We start from the raw sequence: 20,956 nt of genomic DNA on the forward strand, positions 1-20,956 counted from the left end.
ATGAAGAATAAAAAGGTTTTTAAATGGTTTCTTTACATTGTACTGATTGGATATGCAGCATTAACTTTTTTTCCATTTTTATGGGCGAACTCTGCATCGTTTAAGTCTTATAGTGAAATAACGGGTGGAGGACTAAATATTTTTCCAGAGTCTCCTACAATAGCTGCATATGAAAAGTTATTTACAATAGACGAGCATTTTGTAAGGTGGATCGTGAATTCATTAGTGATTTGTATAGTTGGCACTACGCTCAATGTATTTTTAAATTCGATGGCGGGTTATTCATTAGCTCGTTTGCATTTTAGAGGGAAGAATCTCGTTTTTTATGCCATATTGGTTTCTATCATGGTGCCTGCGCAGGTTTTATTGATTCCTAATTATTTGATCGTCAAGTCACTTGGATTGTTAAATACTTATTCTGCAGTGATCTTACCTGTGGCAGTAAATGCAACGTTTATTTTTATGATGCGCCAGTTTTATATTAATTTTCCTAGAGATGTAGAGGAAGCTGCAGCAATTGATGGATTAGGAAGATTAGGAATATTTTTTAGAATATCGATGCCTCTGGCTAAGCCTGCTATTGCAACACAATCCGTTTTCGTATTTTTAGGTTTTTGGAATGAATTTTTGAAACCTAAACTATATTTGGCAGACCCTGCTAAATATACACTGACCGTTGGGATACAGACGATGATGAGTCGTTATTCAGGTATCACGCAATGGGATGAGGTGATGGCTGCAAGTGTAATTTCTTTAATTCCCATCTTAATTATTTATGTAGTATTGAATAAATACTTTTTACAAGGGATTCGAATGGACGGAGAAAAGTAGGTCATTTTATATCAGTTGGGGAGGAAGAGGTGTGACAAACTTTAAACTGTTTATATTTGATTTGGACGGCGTATTGACGGAATCGAGTGAACAGCACTTTTTGGCGTGGAAAAAACTTTCTGATGAGCTGGGGATTTCAATTGATGAAAAGTTTAATGATCAATTGAAGGGAATATCAAGAATGGACTCATTGGAAAGAATATTAGCTAATGGAGGAATAGCGGAGAATTATTCAAAGAAACAAAAGGAAGATTTGGCAGCAAGGAAAAATGAATATTATGTAAGCATGATCTCACAGTTTACAGAAGAAAATCTAAATGATGGTGTGAGAGAACTTTTTTCTAAGTTAAAGAAACATAATATTTTGATTGCCATAGGAAGTGCCTCAAAAAATGCACCATTATTACTAAAGAAGCTAAACATTGAAAAGTATATTGATTATATTGTGAATCCTAAAAATTTGAAAAGCAAGCCTGCTCCTGATATATTTTTAAATGCAGCAAATAAATGGAGTATCGAACCTAGAGATTGTGTCGGAATAGAAGACTCTGTTTCTGGTATTTCCTCTATTAAATCAGCAGGTATGTTTGCGATTGGTATAGGTGATCAAAAGGTGTTGAATCAAGCAGATATTGTATATAAACAAACAAAAGAAGTTAATTTGTTGGATTTACTTAAGTGAACTCGTTTAAGCATAGCTAAAACATTTAGAAATCTGAGGAAGACTCCACTCACCAACCTATATAGATAGGTGATTGAACAAAAAGAGATTACAAATTACATCATTGAAGGTGAAGAGAATGAATGAAAATGTAAAATGTTTAGGATGCAGCTTAGCTAATAAAATGCAGATTGTAAATGTTGTATATGAAGATGAATATGTATGCTGTTTTTTAGATCATGAACCGTTTAATGAAGGACATACGTTAATTCTTCCTAAAAAACACTTGGTAGAAGCTGTTGAGCTAAATGATAAAACTGAAACTGCAATAATGAATGCTTCAAAACTTATTTCCAAGGCAATAAATGAGCTTTATCAACCAGATGGAATTACAATTTGTCAGAATGGGGCATATTTAATGAGTTGACTCATTATCATATGCATGTTGTACCTCGGTATAAAGGACAGTCTTTTGCAGATTTTTATATCGAGGAATATGTAGACAATGAAAAGGAGAAAAACAGGTTGGCGGAAACTAGAGTGAATTTAGAAAATGCGATAAAGAGAATCTTAGTTTCAGTGGGAGATTCTATATCTCGCGCTGAAAGTTAGATGACCTTATCAGGTGAAACCAAGTTGTATTTCCCCTTGAAGAAGTGGGAGTCTTACAGCTTGTAGAACGTGGTAAAAGTATTAATGAACTGACAGACTCTTGCATTATAGAGGGTGGTACAATTAACTTTGTATATCAATAAAGATTTATATCTAAATTCAGCCTAGGCTGCGTCCTGTGTGCAGTCACTTCTGCCACATTTTTTGGGTCACATATGTTCAATCTCTTCCATGTGACCATGCAGTGGGATTGCGATTTTTCCATAAAATAAGGGGAATTGAGGCCTTATTCGTCCAATTTCCCTTGTAACATTGTAGGTTTATTAAAATAAGATCCTCAGATTCCTCTATTTATTGATATAATAAAAATTACCTAAATAAGACCCTCAAATTCCCTCATCATTATTAAAAAGACATCATATTTCAAATTTACCGAAAATACTATACAAACACATAGACTACTAATTACTAATATGGTATATTTTACAAAAATAGATCGCATATTCTAGCAGCTATTTAAAAGATCATAGTAGGTGGTAAGTTTGAGTTTAAGAAAATTAAAAGAAATTCGTTCTATATTATGGATTGTACTTATATTATGTATTGTCTGCTTGCTAATGCTTGAGTTGTTTTTAACAAAAGAGAGTCAAATACAAGATTTGGAGCAGGTAAATGATCAGGTGGAAGATGTCTTATTATTAAATGATGAAGATACTGGTAAACAAAGTATTGATCAAGGAAAGGCTTCTTCAGATGCTAAGAAAGAAACAAATAACTCTCCTTCTAAAGTAAACATTAATCAAGCAACGGTTGAACAATTAATGACGCTTCCCAATATTGGTGAAGTAAAAGCACAAGCGATAGTAGATTACAGAGAAGAGAATGGGAGATTCCTAAATGGAGCTGAGCTAACCAATGTAAAAGGAATTGGGGAGAAAACGGTTGAAAAATTAAAAGGTCTGATTACATATTAACGAAGAACATTAGTCTTCACTGTTATTCAGTTTAAAACTTTTTATAAAAAAATAAGGAGGAATAATATTATGTCTGAGGAACTCAAGTTAGAATTAGAAACTATGGCGGTACACGCAGGTCAAGAGGTAGATCCAACTACGATGTCAAGAGCTCTTCCAATTTACCAAACAACATCGTACGAATTTAAGGATACGGAGCATGCTGCGAATCTATTTGCTTTAAAAGAGTTTGGGAATGTTTATACAAGATTAATGAATCCGACTTCGGATGCTTTGGAAAAAAGAGTAGCGGCTTTAGAAGGTGCACCAGCTGCTTTGGCAACGGCTTCCGGCTCAGCTGCTATTACTTATTCTATTTTAAACATCGCAGGTACAGGAGATGAAATTGTTTCTGCTGCAAGTTTGTATGGGGGAACGTATAATTTGTTTTCAGCAAGCCTTCCTAAAATCGGTATAGATGTAAAGTTTGTAGATCCGGTTGACCCAGAAAACTTCAGCAAAGCGATTACTAGTAAAACAAAAGCATTATTTGCAGAATCTATTGGTAACCCTAGAGGGGATGTACTAGATATTCAAGCCGTTGCTAAAATAGCTCATGAACATAACATTCCACTCATCGTTGACAATACAATTCCATCCCCTTACTTACTGCGTCCTATTGAACATGGTGCAGATATCGTTGTACATTCAGCTACAAAATTTATAGGAGGTCATGGTACTTCTATTGGAGGAGTTATTGTTGATGGAGGAACATTTGATTGGAAAGCAAGCGGTAAATTTCCTGGATTAACTGAGCCTGATCCAACTTATAATGGTCTTATATATACTGAGGCTGTAGGTCCGATTGCTTATGTTATAAAAGCACGTGTTCAATTGTTGCGTGATATGGGGGCGGCAATTTCTCCTTTCAATTCATTTTTACTTATGCAAGGATTAGAAACTCTTCATCTGAGAATGGAAAGGCACAGTGAAAACGCACTTAAAATTGCTCAGTTTTTAGAGAATCATGATTTTGTTGATAGTGTTAATTATGCAGGGCTGGAAAGCCATCCTTCTCATCAACTAGCTAAAAAGTATTTGCCTAACGGACAAGGAGCCGTAATGACATTTGAAGTAAAAGGTGGGTTAGAAGCGGGCAAAAAAGTCATCAATTCTGTTAAAATATTTACTCATCTAGCAAATATCGGGGACAGCAAATCATTAATTATACACCCTGCAAGTACAACACATGCTCAATTGCAAGGTGAAGATTTATTATCTACTGGAGTTTCAGAAGGGATGATTCGACTATCTATTGGGACAGAATCGGCTGCTGATTTAATCAAAGATATAGATCAAGCTCTAAAAGCTAGTCAGCAATAATTATTCTTATACATGTATAAATAAAAAGATAGACTACAATTTTTTAATCGTGTTTGCTATAATAGCATATAATATTTTCATTATCCATTTAAAGGAGCACATACATGAATAAGAACATTCGCAAGGATTGGGACACTTATTTTTTAGATATTGCATACATGGCTGCTACAAGATCACAATGTCCTCGAAGAAGAGTAGGGGCTGTACTTGTACAAGGTAAAAAATTGCTAGGTTCAGCATATAATGGTGCACCGATGGGAGTTCCAGATTGTTCAGAAGCAGGATGTATGATTGCTGAAGAATATGAGATGAAGAATATAGATGGAAAAGATGAAATGGTGAAAAAACAACGTTGTGTCAGAACCATTCATGCAGAGCAAAATTTATTGCTGTTTACAGATCGTAAGGATCGTGAAGGATCAACGGTTTATGTAACAGACCAGCCTTGTTGGACCTGCGCCAATATGCTTGCTAATTCCGGAATTTCTGAGATCGTTTATCACCGTCCCTATACAAAAGATTCGGACAAAGTAAATAGGCTGATGAAAGATAGAGGGATTGTGTTCAGAATGTTAGAGCAGTACCAGCCTCCTGAAGGTGTGTTTGCTGAGATTAAAGACAATTAATGTTTAGTTTTAAAATAATTGATTAGTGTAACCACAGTTGGGAAAATCTGCTGTGGTTTTTTGTATTCCTATTCTTTCTCCTTATAAAAACTAAAAATAATAATTAACCCTAAGAATATTCCAGCGTAAGTAGTGATGGCAGTACCTCTAAACAAGAAAAGCCATATTGGCATTGGAAGCGGAAGTACAAATAAATACCGTAATATATTTGCAAATAATATATAAAAGACAGGAACTCCAAAAATCAATAAACTAAAATAATTCACTTTCCACCTTCCGACTCTTTTCATTTCTCTATATAAAAAGGGTAACCCTATTAATAATCCGAAAAGAAATTCAATGAAACTCCAAAAAAATCGTACTAATGTAAAAGATATGGAAGTATCTAAAAGAGCATCATTCAGCATCCAGTGTTCATATGAAATTTTCAACTCCCAAAATAATAAAAATATTACAATATAGATTATATAAAATGATATTTTTTTAATCAGTTGTATTCACTCCTTTAAAAGTAAATTCTTATTCTCGGTATTGAATAATACGTGATAATATAGAAAAAGATGCGAAGGTAATCATTTTTTTGTTCTACTTTCATTTTCCATAGGAGAATATTGAGTTAAATGAACCATATACAACCTATGTTATAGAATGTTAAAATATGGATGAAAACACATTTGGATTTTAACTATACACGAAACTAAAAATAAATGACTATAATTATAAATCATATCGAGGAAGAACCTCTTTCGAATACATCGAAAGAGGTTTTTGTGTTGGAGTGAGCAGATGATGAGCCGTCCTATTTTGTACACTGTTATTTCGTGGGTAATGGGTGCAACGATAATATTTTCAAACCCAAATAAAATATTGTTATCTATTTTGTTTGTAATTAGTTTTAGTTGTATATTCTTTTTTTGGAAATTAAAAAAGAGTTTAAAAGTGATTTTATTAATGCACGTAATTATCATTTGTTCGACTTTATATCACTACTGGTATGATTTGAAAAATGTCTCAAAGATAGATTCTGCTTGGGCAGAGGCAGACGTAATGGTTCAAGGTGTCATCCATTCCACGATGAAAATCGATGGTGATCAAGTCAGCTTTGATATGAAAACAATTCAATCAAAAGAAAAGCTGAAAGTGTTTATCAAACTGAACTCAATACTAGAAAAAAAAGAAGTAGAAATGTGGGGGAGGGGAGACTCCATTTCTTTAGTTGGAGAACTAAAGGTGCCCTCATCAGCGAGAAATTTTGGTAGTTTTGACTATCAGCGATATTTATACTATCAGTATATTCATTGGATTTTGTCAGTAAAAGGTTTAGAAAAAGTACAGGTCAAGTCAGCTTCTATTCAATTATCAAGTAGTTACTTTTTAGGATGGACGGATGCAATCAGAGAGTTTCTAGCTAATAAAGTAGAGCTTGTATTTTCTGAACCCTATCGTGGTTTTATGTTAAGTTTGTTACTAGGGTTGAGAAACGAATTTGATCCAATAGAATTTGAACAGTTTTCTCAGATCGGTTTAACGCATGTTTTAGCAATATCTGGACTGCATGTTGGTGTAGTTCTAGCTTGTTTTATGTGGTTGTTTAAAATGTTGGGGTTTACCAAAGAAAAACAGATTTTTTTCTGTATGTGTTTGATTCCTTTGTATATTCTTATTACGGGAGCAGCCCCCTCCGTTGTACGTGCTGGGATTATGGCTATATTTGGTCTGCATGCTCTAAAAAAAGGGAAGATCAAGGATGTTACAAAATATGTTGGTTTAGCTGGACTTATTATGTTGTTATGGAACCCTTATTACTTGGTTAACGTAAGTTTTCAGTTATCGATGATTGTAACTTTAGCACTTATATTAATGGTTCCGCTCATCAGTAAACTATTACCGATCTCGTCTAGTTTATTGAATGGTGTTTTCTCTGTAACAATCACAGCTCAACTTGCCTCATTTCCTTTAACTATCTACTATTTTAATCAATTTTCTCTTTTATCTTGGTTTGCAAATCTAATTTTAGTTCCTTTAGTTAGTGTAATCATATTGCCTCTTGGAATGGTTGCTTTAATGCTTAGCATTTTTTTTCAGGATTTGGGCTTGATGGTTACTTATGTTATCGAAAAATGCATCGGGCTTTTATTTTGGGTTGTGGATCATTTTAATGATTTTAGTAGATTTAATCTAATATGGGCTTCCCCTAATGTTGTATTTATTTTGCTTTACTATATGGTATTGTGGTTGAGTGTTTGGTCATGGTATAAGGTGAAAACAAGAGATTCGAACCTTCCCGAAATGTTTCAGCACCATTGGACATTTATGATAAAAAAATATAAGATAGCTCCTTGTTTTACCGCCTTGTTAATATTGCTTATTTTATTTTTTTACTTTCCTAATTTCTTTGATAAAACAGGTTATGTAAGATTTATTGATGTAGGTCAGGGAGATAGTATCTTCATTCAGTCTCCGACAAATAAAGTGATATTAGTTGATGGTGGAGGGGCATTTTCATTTTCTAAGGAAAAAGAAGCATGGAGAATGCGTAGAGATCCATATGAAGTAGGGAAAGATGTTGTTGTCCCACACTTTAAAAAACAAGGTGTACATCAAATAGATTATTTAGTGATGTCTCATTTGGATTTTGACCATATTGGAGGTATTCTAGCTATCATAAATGAGATTCCTGTAAAACAGATCATTTTTAACGGAACATTAAAGGATAATGATACTGTGGAGCAAATTTTTCTTTTAGCAAATGAAAAAAGCATTCCAATATATAAAGTTGAAGCTGGACAAGAAATAAACATTGATCCATACACAAATATCCAAATCTTACATCCATCAGAATTTGACGAAATCTACTTAGAGTCTGATCAAAATGAACAGTCTGTTGTGTTTAAGATGCAAATGTATCAGACAAAGTTTTTGTTTACGGGAGATATTGACAATGTCACGGAAAAGCAAATCATAAATAGTTTGAACACCTTAATAAATTACAAAAAAGTTGATACTGGTAGTGATGATATAATAGATAATCCATCTGAGATTGATATATTAAAAATAGCGCACCATGGAAGTAAATCCTCAACTTCAATAGAATGGCTGGAATATTGGAAGCCTAAAGCAGCTGTAATTTCAGTCGGGAACAATAATTTATACGGTCATCCTCATGAAGATGTATTGCTGAATTTAGAAAATCATAATGTTGAAGTCTATCGTACGGATGATCAAGGTGAAGTTCTGGTAGAGGTTGATGATAAGGGATGGGGAGTTAGGACTAAGGTGGAATAGGATGTTTTTAGAAAACTTTGAAATTAATGACAGAATGACTAACTCGAAAAAAAAATACAGAGTGCATCAAAATGATTTGTGAGTGTGGGTTCACAAAAAAATTCTCTTTCAAAGGTAAGTTTAATTAATAAATGTTTTTTACCTTCCATTCGTTGTTCAAAAATGATAGTTTTAAATCAATTGTTATAGAGAAATAAATGATGGAAGGAAATGGGTTGAATTATGATTGACTTCATGAGCAAGAAGATAGAAGAGTTAGAATGTTTTACGGAAAACTTACAACAAGATGATAAAATAGTTGGTGTTTCGATGGCTGTTATTTATAACAATCAATTAATTTATGATAAAGGGATCGGCAGCTCCAGACTATCTCCTAATCAAGAAATGACTTCAGATACTATTATGAGTATACAAAGTATTACGAAAAGCTTTGCAGCAGTATCAATTATGCATTTAGTTGAAGATGGGTTGATAGAATTAGATAGTCCACTTGTAGATTATCTTCCGTATTTTCGAACATCAATTAAGGAAGAAAGTGATAGGATTACCGTTCGGCAAATTCTTTCTCATACTGCAGGTCTTCCGAGTGATGTAGGTATAGCTAATATTATTACTCCTAACAGACATGAAATGGAAGGTTATAAGGAGTGGCAGGAAGAACTAAATATTTCCAATGGGGTTATTGAGAGTATTCAATCGTTCGAAGATATCACGAGGTATTTTAAAGATGTAGAACTAGCTTATACACCAGGAGAGAAATGGATGTATTGTACAGATGCATATGTTATTGTAGGTGATCTATTTGAAAAAGTGAGTGGAGTCTCGTGGAAAGACCATATACAAGAAAACATATTTAACAAGCTAGATATGAATAGGTCTACGCTTGATCCAGAAAAAGCAAGTAGCGATCCTGATAGCAGTCGATTCTATACAGAGATAAATTCTATTGTTGAGGAAACACCATATCCAACTAATATCATTGCAGCCCCTATTGGATTTATCTACGCTTCTGCGAAAGATATCGCAAAATATTTAGCAGCAAGTTTTAATTATGATCAAAGATCATTATTAAAAACACAAAGTCTTAAAAATATGCATCAACCTTACCCCAACGTAGAAGTAACGTTTCCTTTTACGGATGTAAACAATATAGGATATGGGCTAGGATGGGGAACATCCAAATATAAAGGATTTCATTTAATTGACCATGGTGGAGGTTATACAGGTGTAAGTGCAAGAGTTTCAATGATTCCTAGTGAAAAATTAGGAGTAGTTGTATTGGCAAATTCAGATAGAACCAACACAAGGGAAATTGCTATGAAAGCAATTAATATTTTCTTAGACAGATAGGAACCCGTCTTTATTAGAATATACCCAGGGTTCAGACTGTATATATATTTAATGTTTTTTTGAAGAAAAGAACTACAGAAGTGTTAACACACTCCTCATGTAGTTCTTTCTTTTTTCATAATTCTATTCAAATAAAAAATACTATAATGATCATGAATCTGATATATTTGAAATAATAGTTACAAAGAAAAGAATTTTACAGAGTATTAATCATTGGTAATTTAATGTAATTTGAAAATAACTGCAACATAATGAGACTTTATATCGTCACTATAGTTGTAAGAGAGGGGGCCCATTTGTGGTAGAGCCAGAACTAATAAAAAAAGCTCAAAATGGGGATCGAGAAGCTCTAGTACAAGTGTTAAGAGAGATTGAAACCCACATTTATCGTACGGCTTATTATATATTAGGCAATGAACATGATGCGATGGATGCAGCGCAAGAAGCATTAATCAAAGTTTACTCCAAAATTCATTTATACGAGGAAAAAGCACTATTTAAAACATGGACACAAAGAATTGTTACAAATGTTTGCATAGATAAGTTTCGTAAAAAGAAACCGAATGTTTCCATCGAGGAACATGAGATGGTGCTTAAAGATAATCAAGATGTTGAAAAAGAAATATTATCCACTTTTGTGGCAAAAGATATTGAGGAAGCCATAGCTAAATTACCTGAACATCACCGTATGGTTGTTGTATTGAGGTACCTGCAGGACTTTTCATATAACGAAATATCAACGTCCCTTGATTTACCTTTAAATACTGTGAAATCGTATTTGTTTAGAGCAAGACAACAGCTTCAAAAATTACTCCATGAGTATCAGAAAGGTGGTGTACAAGGATGAAATGTCAAGAGGTGATACAATTCATGCAAAGAGACCTTGATGGTGATTTGAATAAGGACGAACAGAAGCAGATGTTAGATCATATTGAGAGTTGTCATTCTTGTACCGAAATGTTTGATCGTTTAAAAAATGTGTCAAACGAATTGGAACAATTACCTAAAGTAACACCACCCATTAGTTTAGTGGATCAAATATTGCCTCAATTAGATGAAATTGATCAGGCAAATGCAAGTCATAACGATAAAGATGATGAAATAGAAAAAGCAGAAGTTGTAAGTACTGATGGGGATGATAAAAAAATTACTTTAGCAACCTTTGCTAAAAAATCAGGACCTAGATTCGCTTTTCTAGGTGCATCCGCAGCGGCCGTTATATTGATCGTAATAATAGCGATAAACCCACCTGGCAGCAGTTTTGAAAAAATGAGGATGGCTGAAGAAGCTGCTCCAGCGGAAAGCCCAACGGCTGCTGAAGAATCAAAAAGATTTTTAGATGCAGGAGAGATTACTGAGTCAGAAGCTACAACAGAAGCGGCAGATGAAATGGCTTTCCAATTCAGTGAAGAAGATAGTGCAACATCAAATGAAATATCAGAAAATGAAACGGAAATTCCTCTTGTTTCGGAAGATATTCAATTAAAGGGTGACAAGTACTTCAGCCTAACTAAATCATTACAAGTAGTATCACCAAACGGAGAGTACATGATAAATACTCAAGATACTGAAAGCGGTGGACAAGAGCTAATTGTACAAAAAGTTGAAAATGAAGAGGTTTTATTTACTTTAGAGATCGGTGAAAATCTAACCATTGTACAACTAGAATGGGCAGATGACAATCAAACCATTTTGTTAAATACGTCCGATGGTAATGTAAGCTCCCAAAAACAAATAAATATTTTTAACCCATAAGACAAATTTTTAAGAATGTATTCACACTTTTTGCGTAAAATGTATATAGTATATTATTCATAGTCAACAACGCGAAATAAACCGCGTTGCTGACCACTCCGGTAATAAGTTTCTAGGGCCTATTACCGAGTGTTTATATAGATTTTTTTGAGGAAGAGGTCACTTTAAAATCCATTGATTTTAAAGTGATCTCTTTGTTATAACAACACTCACCCTAAAAAGTGAAGAATAGGCCAAGACGTTAATTCCAAGTGCTTTTCAGGGCCCCCATATTTACAATTTGGTTATATCTTAGAGAGACTCCGATAAAAGTTTTTGTTATACTATTCTTGGCAGAATAGTTGGACATTCATTTTTATGAGTACGAACATTAGATGAGGGATAATGATGGAATATAAAGAAGCTGTAAAACAGATCAAACAAAAAAAGTTTTCACCTATATATTTATGTTATGGCACAGAAAAATTTTTAATGAACGAATTTATTCAATTTTTAATCAATGAATTCATTGATCCTGTACATAAAGACTTTGCACTGAGTCACTTTGATTTAAATGAAACAAGTATTGATCAAGTGGTAGAAGATGTTGAAACACTTCCATTTATGGTGCCTAATAAATTGGTAATAGCAAAAAATGCGAATTTTTTGACTGGATCAAGAGATAAAACAAAAGTAGAGCATCAAATTGAAAAGTTGGAGAACTACATTCATTCACCGGTAGATTATTCTGTATTAGTTCTTTATGTACAAGCAGAAAAGTTAGATGAAAGAAAAAAAATAGTGAAGTTATTAAAAAAACAAAATCATTTGGTTTCTTTTCCACCTTTAAAACCGAATGAGTTATCAAAGTGGATTCAAAATAGAGTAAAAAAACACGGGTGTATGATTTCGGAACAGACAGCTGAAACATTTATTTTATATGCAGGAACCAACTTACAAACTTTAGCTGCAGAAATTGAAAAGTGCTGTTTATTTGCAGGAGCAGATCAAGAAATTACGAGAGAAATGATTAATCAGTTAGTGGTAAGGAGTGTTGAGCAGAATATATTTATATTAGTGGATGAAATCGTACGAAAAAAACTCGAACAAGCATTAACCATTTTCTATACACTTTTAAAGCAAAAAGAAGAACCCATTAAAATTATCTCACTAATAGCTAGACAATTCCGTATTATTCTACAGGTAAAGGAATTATCCAGCAAAGGGTATTCTCAGTATCAAATCGCATCTCAACTGAGTATCCATCCATATGCTGTAAAAATTGCTGATGGACAAGGAAAGCTGTATCAGGAAAGAGATTTAGTAGATATATTAAATAAACTCGCTGAACTAGATTATCAGATAAAAAGCGGACAAATTGAAAAAGTGCTAGGTATAGAGAAGTTTTTATTCCAGGTGAATATATAAACCTCTTTGAAGAATAGGGAGTCATACAGTCTTGTAGACGCGAAAAATTTTTAAAATACCAAAAAACCCGTCATATAATGGCGGGTTTCGTTTTTTCAATCATAATAGCTTATTTTGTACTCTACTAGGATTAAAGAGCATTAACTTTTTTAGTTAAGCGAGATTTTTTTCTGGAAGCAGCGTTTTTATGAATTAATCCATTAGAAGCCGCTTTATCAAGCTTTTTAATAGCATCAGTTAGTGCTGCTTTTGCGTTTTCTGCATTTTGCTCAGCAACTGCTGTATCAACAGTTTTTATCGCAGTACGAAGTGCAGATTTTTTAGAAGCGTTCATTAAACGACGCTTTTCACTAGTTTTTACTCTTTTGATCGCTGATTTGATATTAGGCATGAAGTTCACCTCCTAAAGACCTTGGTGTTACTTAAGAAACCGTTCAAAGGTATTCCTAATCACAACTTTAAATATTCTATCATGCAGGATATAAAAATGCAATACTTGTCATGATGTATAACGGAACAAAATCAATGACAAAATAAAATGGAGGTTTTGCAATAATCGAAAACAATTTTATTGAAGGGAGTTATAATATGGAAACATTTTCAGAACGAATAGATCTCGCTCTTGAAGCACAGGAAATGGCTTCAAATCGTATGGGAGGTCAAATTCCTGGAATACATACAGAATCCAGCTCAGAAGAAGGAGTTACAGTTACAAAGATAAAAGTGTTAAACGAAGAAGGATCAAGAGCGATTGGGAAAATGAAAGGGCACTATATTACGATTGAAGTGCCTGGGCTGAGAAAAAAAGATTCTGAATTACAAAATCAAGTCGCTACAAAACTTGCTAAAGAGTTTGAGCAGTTGCTAAAGGACATTCGTATTGATCCTAACGCGAAAATTCTTGTGGTGGGTTTAGGAAACTGGAATGTTACACCAGATGCTTTGGGTCCAATCGTTGTTGAAAATATGATGGTAACAAGACACTTTTTTGAACTCATGCCAAATCAGGTTCAGGAAGGTTATAGAGAAGTAAGTGCAGTAGCGCCTGGAGTACTAGGGATTACTGGTATAGAAACAAGCGAAATTGTACAAGGAATTGTAGAAAAGTCGAAACCTGATGTTGTGATTGCAATTGATGCTTTAGCTTCTATGGCATTAGACCGAGTGAATACGACAATTCAAATTGCTGACACAGGAATTCATCCTGGTTCAGGCATAGGAAATAAGAGAAAAGGGTTAAATAAAGAATCTTTAGGTGTGCCTTGTATCGCTATTGGAGTGCCAACGGTTGTTTATGCCTCAACTATAGTAAATAACAGCATCCAGATGGCTATTAATCATTTTAAGCAGCAAACTGACAATACTGAGTTTATTTTTGGAGCATTGGATAAAATGACAGATCAAGAACGGCTTAATTTAGTTAGAGAAGTATTAAATCCAATGGGACATGATTTACTTGTTACACCAAAGGAAATTGATGAATTTATTGAAGATATTGCAAATATTATTGCTAACGGTCTGAATGCATCCCTTCATGAGGCAGTAGACACGGATAATGTCGCAGCTTATACACATTAATTTTTTGTAGGAGACACTCATGAGAAAAAAGCTCTGCATATTTTTCATTGTCATTTTGTTGTTCTGCACCTCACCTCAAATTTCTTTAAGTTTAGAAAAGAATAAAATTGAATCCATTAATCAAGTGATTGTTCAAATACAAAGTTCTGAATCATCTGATCACATTTCTAGTTTGAGGATTCAATCGAATGATTTATTGAAACGGTTGGAAAAGAGTTTATCAGATAAAAATAGGATGAATTATTCAAAAGTAACTTATCATGAGCTCTCTGATGCATCATTAGTTATTGAAAACAATAAAAACAGTAAAAAATATGTAATCAGTGAACGATTTAACTTAATTGATGAAGATGAAAATATACAAATTGGATTGCCTAATCAAATAAAGAGAAAATTAAACATTTATGTGGATATGGTTCGAAAGAAGCATTATGGAGAATTGCTGACCTGGAACGAAGTAAAAGAGAAAATGCCTAAGTATACTAAATTTACAGTGATTGACTTGGAAACAGGGCTTAGTTTTAAAGTACAGAGAAGAGCAGGGAACAAACATGCAGATGTTCAGCCCTTAACAGCTGAAGATTCAAAAATAATGAAGCAAATATACAACGGTCATTGGAGTTGGAATCGAAGAGCAGTAGTCATCAAAAACGGCCATGATTCTATAGCAGGTTCTATGAATGGGATGCCTCATGGAGGGGATGGTATACCTAATAATGATTTTTCAGGTCATTTTTGCATTCATTTCTTAGGGAGTACCACTCATCGTCAAAGAAACATAGATCCCTCACATCAGTCCATGGTATATAAAGCTGCAGGAATGTGGCAGCAGTATATTCAGAATGCAACTCCTGAAGATGTAATTGACAGTTTTTTTATAGCACTTAACCAGAAAGATTTATTTTTATTAAAGACATTATTTCCTCACAAAAATCACGAACAAATTGACACCTTCAAAGTGGAGATGGAAGCGACTACAAAAATTCGGAAATTATCTTCTGAATCACAAGAAACAGAAAAAGATGATTTATGGTTAGCTATTCCAGTTCAGGCTGTGTTGACAACAAAACACAATAAAAATCAAATCGTAGTGTATACATTCCATTTACAAAAGAATGCAATTACAAATGTGTGGAAAATCTATTTTGTCACTAAGAATTTTTAGAATGGATGAATAATAATCGATAAGGGAAAATTGTTGTGAATCATACAAATAAGGCCAAAAATTTTCTTTATTTATATATGGAATGAAAGGTTATGTAAAATAAGGGGAATCATTTCCCCTTATTTTTTGTGGGCGGGATTGAAACTTCCCTCATATCAATCGTTTATATGGCGCATAATAGTCGGGATAAACATGAGTTATCTCTCCTTTTTAACGTGTTGTTGGATTATGATAGGTTCTATCTTTTTATTCATTTCATAGATTATAAATAAATAGATTCCGCCAATCACTCATGCCGTTCTGGAGGGGAAGATGATGAACCATCCTACTATAATTGGAGTTATGCTCAATGTTTTTTCAAAATTATGTATAGGAACATTTGTTGTTTATATAATACTTTCGTTAGGAAGTTTTACTCAAACCAAAATACCCGCATCTTCGATTGCTTCAATGAAAGAGCTGGGCTCTTCTGTATCAAGTTCGTTTTTTATGGATTTGATAGCCATAGAAATCCCGCAAATGAAAAATGAGTTGAATCAATCTACCTTCTCACAAAAAAAACTGTTTCACTTGACATTAAAATATGTAGCGAGTATTAATCCAAACGATCCAAGAAGTTTACTCGCGAGTGAAGTTCCTGGATTAAATGTGGAGAATATAGTTTTGCTTCATAACGAGGATATGATGAAGGATGAAGACGTAATTGCATCGTCTGTATCTCCTCCAGAAATGGAGAAAAATTTTGAATTTAAGAATAACGACACCTATTTACCAGAGTTAGATCAAATTATTGAAACCCACTCTCCTATGAATTCAAAAGAACCTTCGAACGAATCAGCTGAAGAAGGACAAAATTCAACTCTGGAATTTAAGGAAAACATCGATTCATCTACAGATGTAATGGCTGTCAATGGAAATCCTCTCATAATGATATATCATTCGCACAATAGGGAATCATGGTTACCTGCGCTGGGACTTCCTTTAGACAGTGATCCTGATATTTATGCATTTGATGAGAGTGTTAATGTAACTTTATTAGGAAAAAGGTTGGAAGAATCTTTGAAACGATATCAGGTTGAGTCTATCAGCTCAGATGTGGACTATAGAACAACAATAACAAATTACGAAAAAAGTGAATCTTATCATTACTCCTCAAAGACTTTGGAGGAGACTGCAGTAGTAAACCCAACACTTAATTATTTTATTGATATTCATAGAGATGCTCAATCGAGAGACATTACAACAGCTTCAATTGAGGGGTTAGAATACGCCAAAATCTTGTTTATTGTTGGAGAAGAAAATCCAAATTGGAAAGAAAATGAACAGATTGCACATGAGATTCATGAAAAACTGGAGTCAGAATACCCAGGCATTTCAAGAGGAATTCTACCAAAATCAAGTGATTCAGGTCATGGTGAATATAATCAATCTATCTCACCAAATAGTATATTAATCGAATTAGGGGGAGCTTATAATACATTGGAAGAAAGTTATAGAACGGTTGATGTATTAGCTGAGATTGTTGCTGAAATGATTTGGCAGGCTGAGTTGGTCTATGCTCAAGGGAGCTCATAAAACTTAAAAAATCTAGTAAAAACTAGTTCTATCTTTATTAAAATATCATAGATTATAAATAGATAGATTCATTAAAGACATGCTGCTGTGGAGGAAAATTATGAACAACCAATCTACGATTGTTGGAGTGTTATTGAGAGTTTTTTCAATTATATCAATGGGAACACTTGCTATTTTTTTGATGTTATCGATTGGTAGTTTTACCCAATCGAAGATGGTTACCTCTCCTTTTGATTCAATGAAGGGGCTAGGTACTTCTGTATCAAGTCAGTTTTTCATGGATATGATGGCAGTTGAAATACCTCAAATGAAAAGTGATATAAACAGCTCCACCTTTTCACAAAAAAATGTTCTTCATTTTGTATTTCGATATGTGACCAGCATTAATCCCAAAGACCCAAAAAGTTTGTTAGCTAATGAAGTACCTGGTTTAGCTATGGAAAAAGCGATATTGTTGCGAGGTGGTTCAAATATAGATGAAGTGGTTGAACCTCTTGATTTACGTCCCCCCAGTCAACCAGTAGAACTTGATAAGAATATAGATAATATAAAGGTAGATACTATTATAGAAACAAATTCCTCTGATAATGATGAGAAACCTATAAGTGAAACCAATAAACAAGAAGAAAGCACAACAAATCAATCTAATGAGCAGCCAATAGTAGAGCCAGCAGCAGGAGGCAATCCTCTTGTTTTTATATATCACTCTCATAACAGGGAATCATGGTTGCCAGAATCAGGTCAAGCCTATGATGAAAATATAAATATTATATCCTTAGGTAAAAGATTAGAAAAATCCCTGAAAAATCTAGGAGTTGTAGCTGTTAGTTCAAAAAAAGATTATAAAACTACTGTAGCGGATTACAATTGGAATTTTTCATATAAATATTCTTTGAAAACACTAGAAGAAGCTTATGTTGTGAATTCATCTTTACAATATTTTATTGATATTCATAGAGACAGCCAACCAAGGGATATAACAACTGTTGAAATTGATGGGGAAAACTATGCTCAATTTTACTTCATCATTGGTGCCAATAATCCGAATTGGAGAGAAAATGAATCATTTGCATACAAGATAAATGAAGCATTGGAAAAAACACATCCTGGTATCTCCAGAGGTGTTTGGTCAAAATCAAGCATTTATGGTAATGGTGAATATAACCAGTCATTTTCTCCTAATAGTGTAGTGATTGAAATAGGAGGCGTTGAAAATACGCTTGAGGAATCTAATCGTTCAATCGATCTTCTAGCTAAGGTGTTATCAGAAATCGTTTGGGAGGCAGAGAAGGTTGATGCAGGAGTAGGAGGTTAATGAGAATATGCTTCGATTTAGTATTCAATTATTAATTCTGTTTTTTGTAGTAAGCTTTTGTGTCTTTTTTGGGGTAGAGTTGGCTAAGGAAGGTATTGAAGAAATACACGGTCCCTTAGAAGCAAATTCAGAAAGTGTTCCTACGACTGTTGAAGTCCAACCTCAAGATGAAGAAGTATCTGTAGAAAAGAAGGATGATTCTAATAAATTAGATTTAAACAAACCCATTCCTGAACCAACTGGTGTAGGTGTCAAGATAGGAGACGTTCTTCAATCAACAGCTCACAAAAGTGTAGAGATTATTGTGTCCATATTTAATGCGGTGTTTTCTTAAGCTCTCCCCCATTCAGAAAGGAAGGTTCACTTTACGTTCACTTATGTTATAATAAAGGGAATGTATATTTGCAAGTAATATGGGGGTTTAGCATGACAGACGTACATGAAAGACAAAGTCGAATTCGAAATTTTTCAATAATAGCGCATATCGATCACGGAAAATCAACATTGGCAGATCGAATTTTAGAATTTACAGGCGCGTTAACCTCACGGGAAATGCAAGACCAAGTATTGGACAAGATGGATTTAGAGAGGGAACGCGGCATTACAATAAAATTGCAAGCTGTGCGATTAAATTACACTGCAAAAGACGGTCAAGAATATATTTTAAACTTAATTGACACTCCAGGGCATGTAGACTTTACATATGAGGTTTCTCGCAGTTTAGCGGCGTGTGAAGGAGCTTTGCTTGTAGTTGATGCAGCACAAGGTACAGAGGCTCAAACTTTAGCCAATGTGTACTTAGCTTTAGATAATAATTTAGAAATATTGCCAGTGATTAATAAAATTGACTTGCCAAGTGCTGAGCCTGAACGGGTTAAGCAGGAGGTTGAAGATGTAATCGGGTTGGATGCAAGTGATGCAGTTTTAGCTTCAGCTAAAGCAGGCATAGGGATTGAAGATATTCTTGAACAAGTGGTAACAAAAGTTCCGGCCCCATCTGGTGATGCGAACAATCCATTAAAAGCATTGATATTTGATTCGCATTATGATGCTTATAAAGGTGTGATTGTATATGTTCGTGTCATTGATGGATCAATAAAGTCAGGAACTAAAATTAAAATGATGGCTACGGATAAAACATTTGAGGTTATAGAAGTAGGTGCATTTAAGCCAAACATGTCCATCGTGGATGAGCTTCAGATTGGAGATGTTGGATTTATCGTAGCTGGAATTAAAAATGTGAAGGATACACGAGTAGGGGATACCGTAACAGATGCGACAAACCCTGCAACAGAGCCATTACCTGGTTATAGAAAAATCAATCCTATGGTTTATTGTGGATTGTATCCAATTGATACAGCTGATTACAATGATCTTAGGGAAGCGCTGGAGAAACTTGAATTAAACGATGCTTCTTTAAAGTATGAACCAGAAACCTCTAGTGCATTAGGTTTTGGTTTCCGTTGCGGATTTTTAGGTTTACTTCACATGGAAATCATTCAAGAGCGTATTGAACGTGAATTTAATATTCCACTAATCACAACAGCTCCGAGTGTTATTTTTAGAGTGACACAAACAAGTGGAGAAATGATTGAAATTGATAACCCTTCAAACATGCCCGATCCACAAAAAGTGGATTATATTGAAGAACCTTATGTAAAAGCGTCAATCATAGTACCCAATGATTTTGTGGGTGCTGTGATGGATCTGTGTCAAAATAAACGAGGCGACTTTATAAATATGGAGTATTTAGATACAAACCGAGTCCAAGTCATGTATGATATTCCGTTATCTGAGGTTGTTTACGACTTTTTTGATATTTTAAAATCCAGTACTAAAGGATATGCTTCGTTTGATTATGAAGTATCAGATTATAAACAGTCTAAATTAGTTAAAATGGATATTTTGTTGAATGGTGAGCAGGTGGATGCTTTGTCATTCATCGTTCATCGTGATAAAGCCTTTTATAGAGGGCGTGCAATTTGCGGGAAGTTAAAGGATTTAATTCCTCGTCAAATGTTTGAAGTACCTATTCAAGCGGCGATTGGACAAAAAATTATAGCTCGTGAAACGGTTAAGGCTATGCGCAAAAACGTACTTGCTAAATGTTATGGTGGTGACATTTCGAGAAAGAGAAAACTTCTTGAAAAACAAAAAGAAGGTAAAAAACGAATGAAGCAAGTAGGAAATGTTGAAGTGCCTCAAGAAGCCTTTATGTCTGTTTTGAAGTTGGATGAATAGAATCAAATTAGGGGTTGATGAATGTCCCTATTGTATAAAGTTCACTTAATAGTATGAGCAAAGCTAAGACCGAGATGAATTCTCGGTCTTTCAGGTTGGACAACATCTCCCAGAGACTCTGAAAGAAGTTTTTGTTCAATTTGAACACGATACTAGACCTTCTTGCGAAAAAAAGAGGGAGATAAAGGTCTTATTTTTGATTTATTTTTTCCACTGATT

General features: G+C 34.1%; 18 protein-coding genes and 1 pseudogene. 17 read left to right on the forward strand and 2 right to left on the reverse strand.

The genetic code is table 11. The features are described from left to right. The 6 genes and pseudogenes from Q5Y73_RS02900 to Q5Y73_RS02925 all read left to right on the forward strand — a co-directional run bounded on the left by Q5Y73_RS02900 (window position 1) and on the right by Q5Y73_RS02925 (window position 5,066). Entirely contained in the window at window positions 1-831 is an 831-nt protein-coding gene (locus Q5Y73_RS02900; RefSeq protein ID WP_305990336.1) for a carbohydrate ABC transporter permease, read from the forward strand. A gap of 31 nt (window positions 832-862) precedes the next feature. After that, window positions 863-1,513, forward strand: coding sequence for a beta-phosphoglucomutase (gene pgmB, locus Q5Y73_RS02905; RefSeq protein ID WP_305990337.1), 651 nt, complete (start codon window positions 863-865; stop codon window positions 1,511-1,513). A 118-nt stretch (window positions 1,514-1,631) separates the two neighbouring features. Further along, window positions 1,632-2,104: pseudogene (locus tag Q5Y73_RS02910) on the forward strand (HIT family protein). Between the two features lie 542 nt (window positions 2,105-2,646). Then, complete coding sequence (locus tag Q5Y73_RS02915) at window positions 2,647-3,078, forward strand: ComEA family DNA-binding protein (protein WP_305990338.1); 432 nt, start codon at window positions 2,647-2,649, stop codon at window positions 3,076-3,078. Between the two features lie 69 nt (window positions 3,079-3,147). Beyond that, window positions 3,148-4,440 (forward strand): homocysteine synthase, encoded by a 1,293-nt coding sequence (locus Q5Y73_RS02920; protein ID WP_305990339.1) that lies wholly within the window; start codon window positions 3,148-3,150, stop codon window positions 4,438-4,440. A 104-nt stretch (window positions 4,441-4,544) separates the two neighbouring features. After that, entirely contained in the window at window positions 4,545-5,066 is a 522-nt protein-coding gene (locus Q5Y73_RS02925) for a deoxycytidylate deaminase (RefSeq protein ID WP_305990340.1), read from the forward strand. A gap of 68 nt (window positions 5,067-5,134) precedes the next feature. On the opposite strand, the gene Q5Y73_RS02930 is transcribed toward Q5Y73_RS02925, so the two are convergent. Further along, entirely contained in the window at window positions 5,135-5,332 is a 198-nt protein-coding gene (locus tag Q5Y73_RS02930) for a hypothetical protein (protein ID WP_305990341.1), read from the reverse strand. 523 nt (window positions 5,333-5,855) lie between these two features. On the opposite strand from Q5Y73_RS02930, the gene Q5Y73_RS02935 reads away from it, so the two are divergent. The 5 genes from Q5Y73_RS02935 (at window position 5,856) to holA (ending at window position 12,863) form a co-directional block, all read left to right on the forward strand. Next, window positions 5,856-8,351, forward strand: a complete 2,496-nt coding sequence (locus tag Q5Y73_RS02935; protein WP_305990342.1) for a DNA internalization-related competence protein ComEC/Rec2 — start codon at window positions 5,856-5,858, stop codon at window positions 8,349-8,351. A gap of 222 nt (window positions 8,352-8,573) precedes the next feature. Then, window positions 8,574-9,701 carry a serine hydrolase domain-containing protein gene (locus Q5Y73_RS02940; RefSeq protein ID WP_305990343.1) on the forward strand — a complete coding sequence of 376 codons (1,128 nt, stop codon included), beginning with the start codon at window positions 8,574-8,576 and terminating at the stop codon, window positions 9,699-9,701. Between the two features lie 298 nt (window positions 9,702-9,999). After that, the gene (locus Q5Y73_RS02945) at window positions 10,000-10,548 is read left to right on the forward strand and encodes an RNA polymerase sigma factor (RefSeq protein WP_305990344.1); all 549 of its coding nucleotides are present in this window, start codon (window positions 10,000-10,002) and stop codon (window positions 10,546-10,548) included. Further along, the gene (locus Q5Y73_RS02950) at window positions 10,545-11,456 is read left to right on the forward strand and encodes an anti-sigma factor family protein (protein ID WP_305990345.1); all 912 of its coding nucleotides are present in this window, start codon (window positions 10,545-10,547) and stop codon (window positions 11,454-11,456) included. Before Q5Y73_RS02945 ends, Q5Y73_RS02950 begins: the two co-directional genes overlap by 4 nt. A gap of 387 nt (window positions 11,457-11,843) precedes the next feature. Continuing rightward, window positions 11,844-12,863 (forward strand): DNA polymerase III subunit delta, encoded by a 1,020-nt coding sequence (gene holA, locus Q5Y73_RS02955; protein ID WP_305990346.1) that lies wholly within the window; start codon window positions 11,844-11,846, stop codon window positions 12,861-12,863. Between the two features lie 130 nt (window positions 12,864-12,993). Here the strand turns inward: holA and rpsT are convergent, their stop codons facing one another. Further along, a complete protein-coding gene (gene rpsT / locus Q5Y73_RS02960; RefSeq protein WP_305990347.1) occupies window positions 12,994-13,254 on the reverse strand; it encodes a 30S ribosomal protein S20 in 261 nt (86 codons plus the stop codon). 197 nt (window positions 13,255-13,451) lie between these two features. Here rpsT and gpr point away from each other — a divergent pair, with 197 nt between their 5' ends. From gpr to lepA, 6 genes are all read left to right on the forward strand, one after another. Beyond that, window positions 13,452-14,441 (forward strand): GPR endopeptidase, encoded by a 990-nt coding sequence (gene gpr / locus Q5Y73_RS02965; protein WP_305990348.1) that lies wholly within the window; start codon window positions 13,452-13,454, stop codon window positions 14,439-14,441. A 19-nt stretch (window positions 14,442-14,460) separates the two neighbouring features. Further along, entirely contained in the window at window positions 14,461-15,606 is a 1,146-nt protein-coding gene (locus Q5Y73_RS02970; protein WP_305990349.1) for a hypothetical protein, read from the forward strand. A 315-nt stretch (window positions 15,607-15,921) separates the two neighbouring features. Further along, window positions 15,922-17,181: a stage II sporulation protein P gene (gene spoIIP, locus Q5Y73_RS02975; protein ID WP_305990350.1), complete on the forward strand. Its 1,260-nt coding sequence runs from the start codon at window positions 15,922-15,924 to the stop codon at window positions 17,179-17,181. Between the two features lie 100 nt (window positions 17,182-17,281). Then, a complete protein-coding gene (gene spoIIP, locus Q5Y73_RS02980; RefSeq protein WP_305990351.1) occupies window positions 17,282-18,496 on the forward strand; it encodes a stage II sporulation protein P in 1,215 nt (404 codons plus the stop codon). 7 nt (window positions 18,497-18,503) lie between these two features. Further along, the gene (locus Q5Y73_RS02985; RefSeq protein WP_305990352.1) at window positions 18,504-18,830 is read left to right on the forward strand and encodes a DUF3679 domain-containing protein; all 327 of its coding nucleotides are present in this window, start codon (window positions 18,504-18,506) and stop codon (window positions 18,828-18,830) included. A 92-nt stretch (window positions 18,831-18,922) separates the two neighbouring features. Next, entirely contained in the window at window positions 18,923-20,737 is a 1,815-nt protein-coding gene (gene lepA, locus Q5Y73_RS02990) for a translation elongation factor 4 (protein WP_305990353.1), read from the forward strand. Window positions 20,738-20,956 lie beyond the last annotated feature (219 nt).

The organism is Chengkuizengella axinellae, from assembly GCF_030730905.1.
Classification (GTDB): domain Bacteria; phylum Bacillota; class Bacilli; order Paenibacillales; family KCTC-33759; genus Chengkuizengella; species Chengkuizengella axinellae.

Excerpts from the sequence above, each read along its gene's own strand:
- Q5Y73_RS02900 (WP_305990336.1), top strand. The coding sequence starts at position 1 with ATGAAGAATAAAAAGGTTTTTAAATGGTTTCTTTACATTGTACTGATT.
- Q5Y73_RS02920 (WP_305990339.1), top strand. The coding sequence starts at position 3,148 with ATGTCTGAGGAACTCAAGTTAGAATTAGAAACTATGGCGGTACACGCA.
- Q5Y73_RS02925 (WP_305990340.1), top strand. The coding sequence starts at position 4,545 with ATGAATAAGAACATTCGCAAGGATTGGGACACTTATTTTTTAGATATT.
- Q5Y73_RS02935 (WP_305990342.1), top strand. The coding sequence starts at position 5,856 with ATGAGCCGTCCTATTTTGTACACTGTTATTTCGTGGGTAATGGGTGCA.
- Q5Y73_RS02940 (WP_305990343.1), top strand. The coding sequence starts at position 8,574 with ATGATTGACTTCATGAGCAAGAAGATAGAAGAGTTAGAATGTTTTACG.
- Q5Y73_RS02950 (WP_305990345.1), top strand. The coding sequence starts at position 10,545 with ATGAAATGTCAAGAGGTGATACAATTCATGCAAAGAGACCTTGATGGT.
- holA (WP_305990346.1), top strand. The coding sequence starts at position 11,844 with ATGGAATATAAAGAAGCTGTAAAACAGATCAAACAAAAAAAGTTTTCA.
- rpsT (WP_305990347.1), bottom strand. The coding sequence starts at position 13,254 with ATGCCTAATATCAAATCAGCGATCAAAAGAGTAAAAACTAGTGAAAAG.
- gpr (WP_305990348.1), top strand. The coding sequence starts at position 13,452 with ATGGAAACATTTTCAGAACGAATAGATCTCGCTCTTGAAGCACAGGAA.
- Q5Y73_RS02970 (WP_305990349.1), top strand. The coding sequence starts at position 14,461 with ATGAGAAAAAAGCTCTGCATATTTTTCATTGTCATTTTGTTGTTCTGC.
- spoIIP (WP_305990350.1), top strand. The coding sequence starts at position 15,922 with ATGAACCATCCTACTATAATTGGAGTTATGCTCAATGTTTTTTCAAAA.
- spoIIP (WP_305990351.1), top strand. The coding sequence starts at position 17,282 with ATGAACAACCAATCTACGATTGTTGGAGTGTTATTGAGAGTTTTTTCA.
- Q5Y73_RS02985 (WP_305990352.1), top strand. The coding sequence starts at position 18,504 with ATGCTTCGATTTAGTATTCAATTATTAATTCTGTTTTTTGTAGTAAGC.
- lepA (WP_305990353.1), top strand. The coding sequence starts at position 18,923 with ATGACAGACGTACATGAAAGACAAAGTCGAATTCGAAATTTTTCAATA.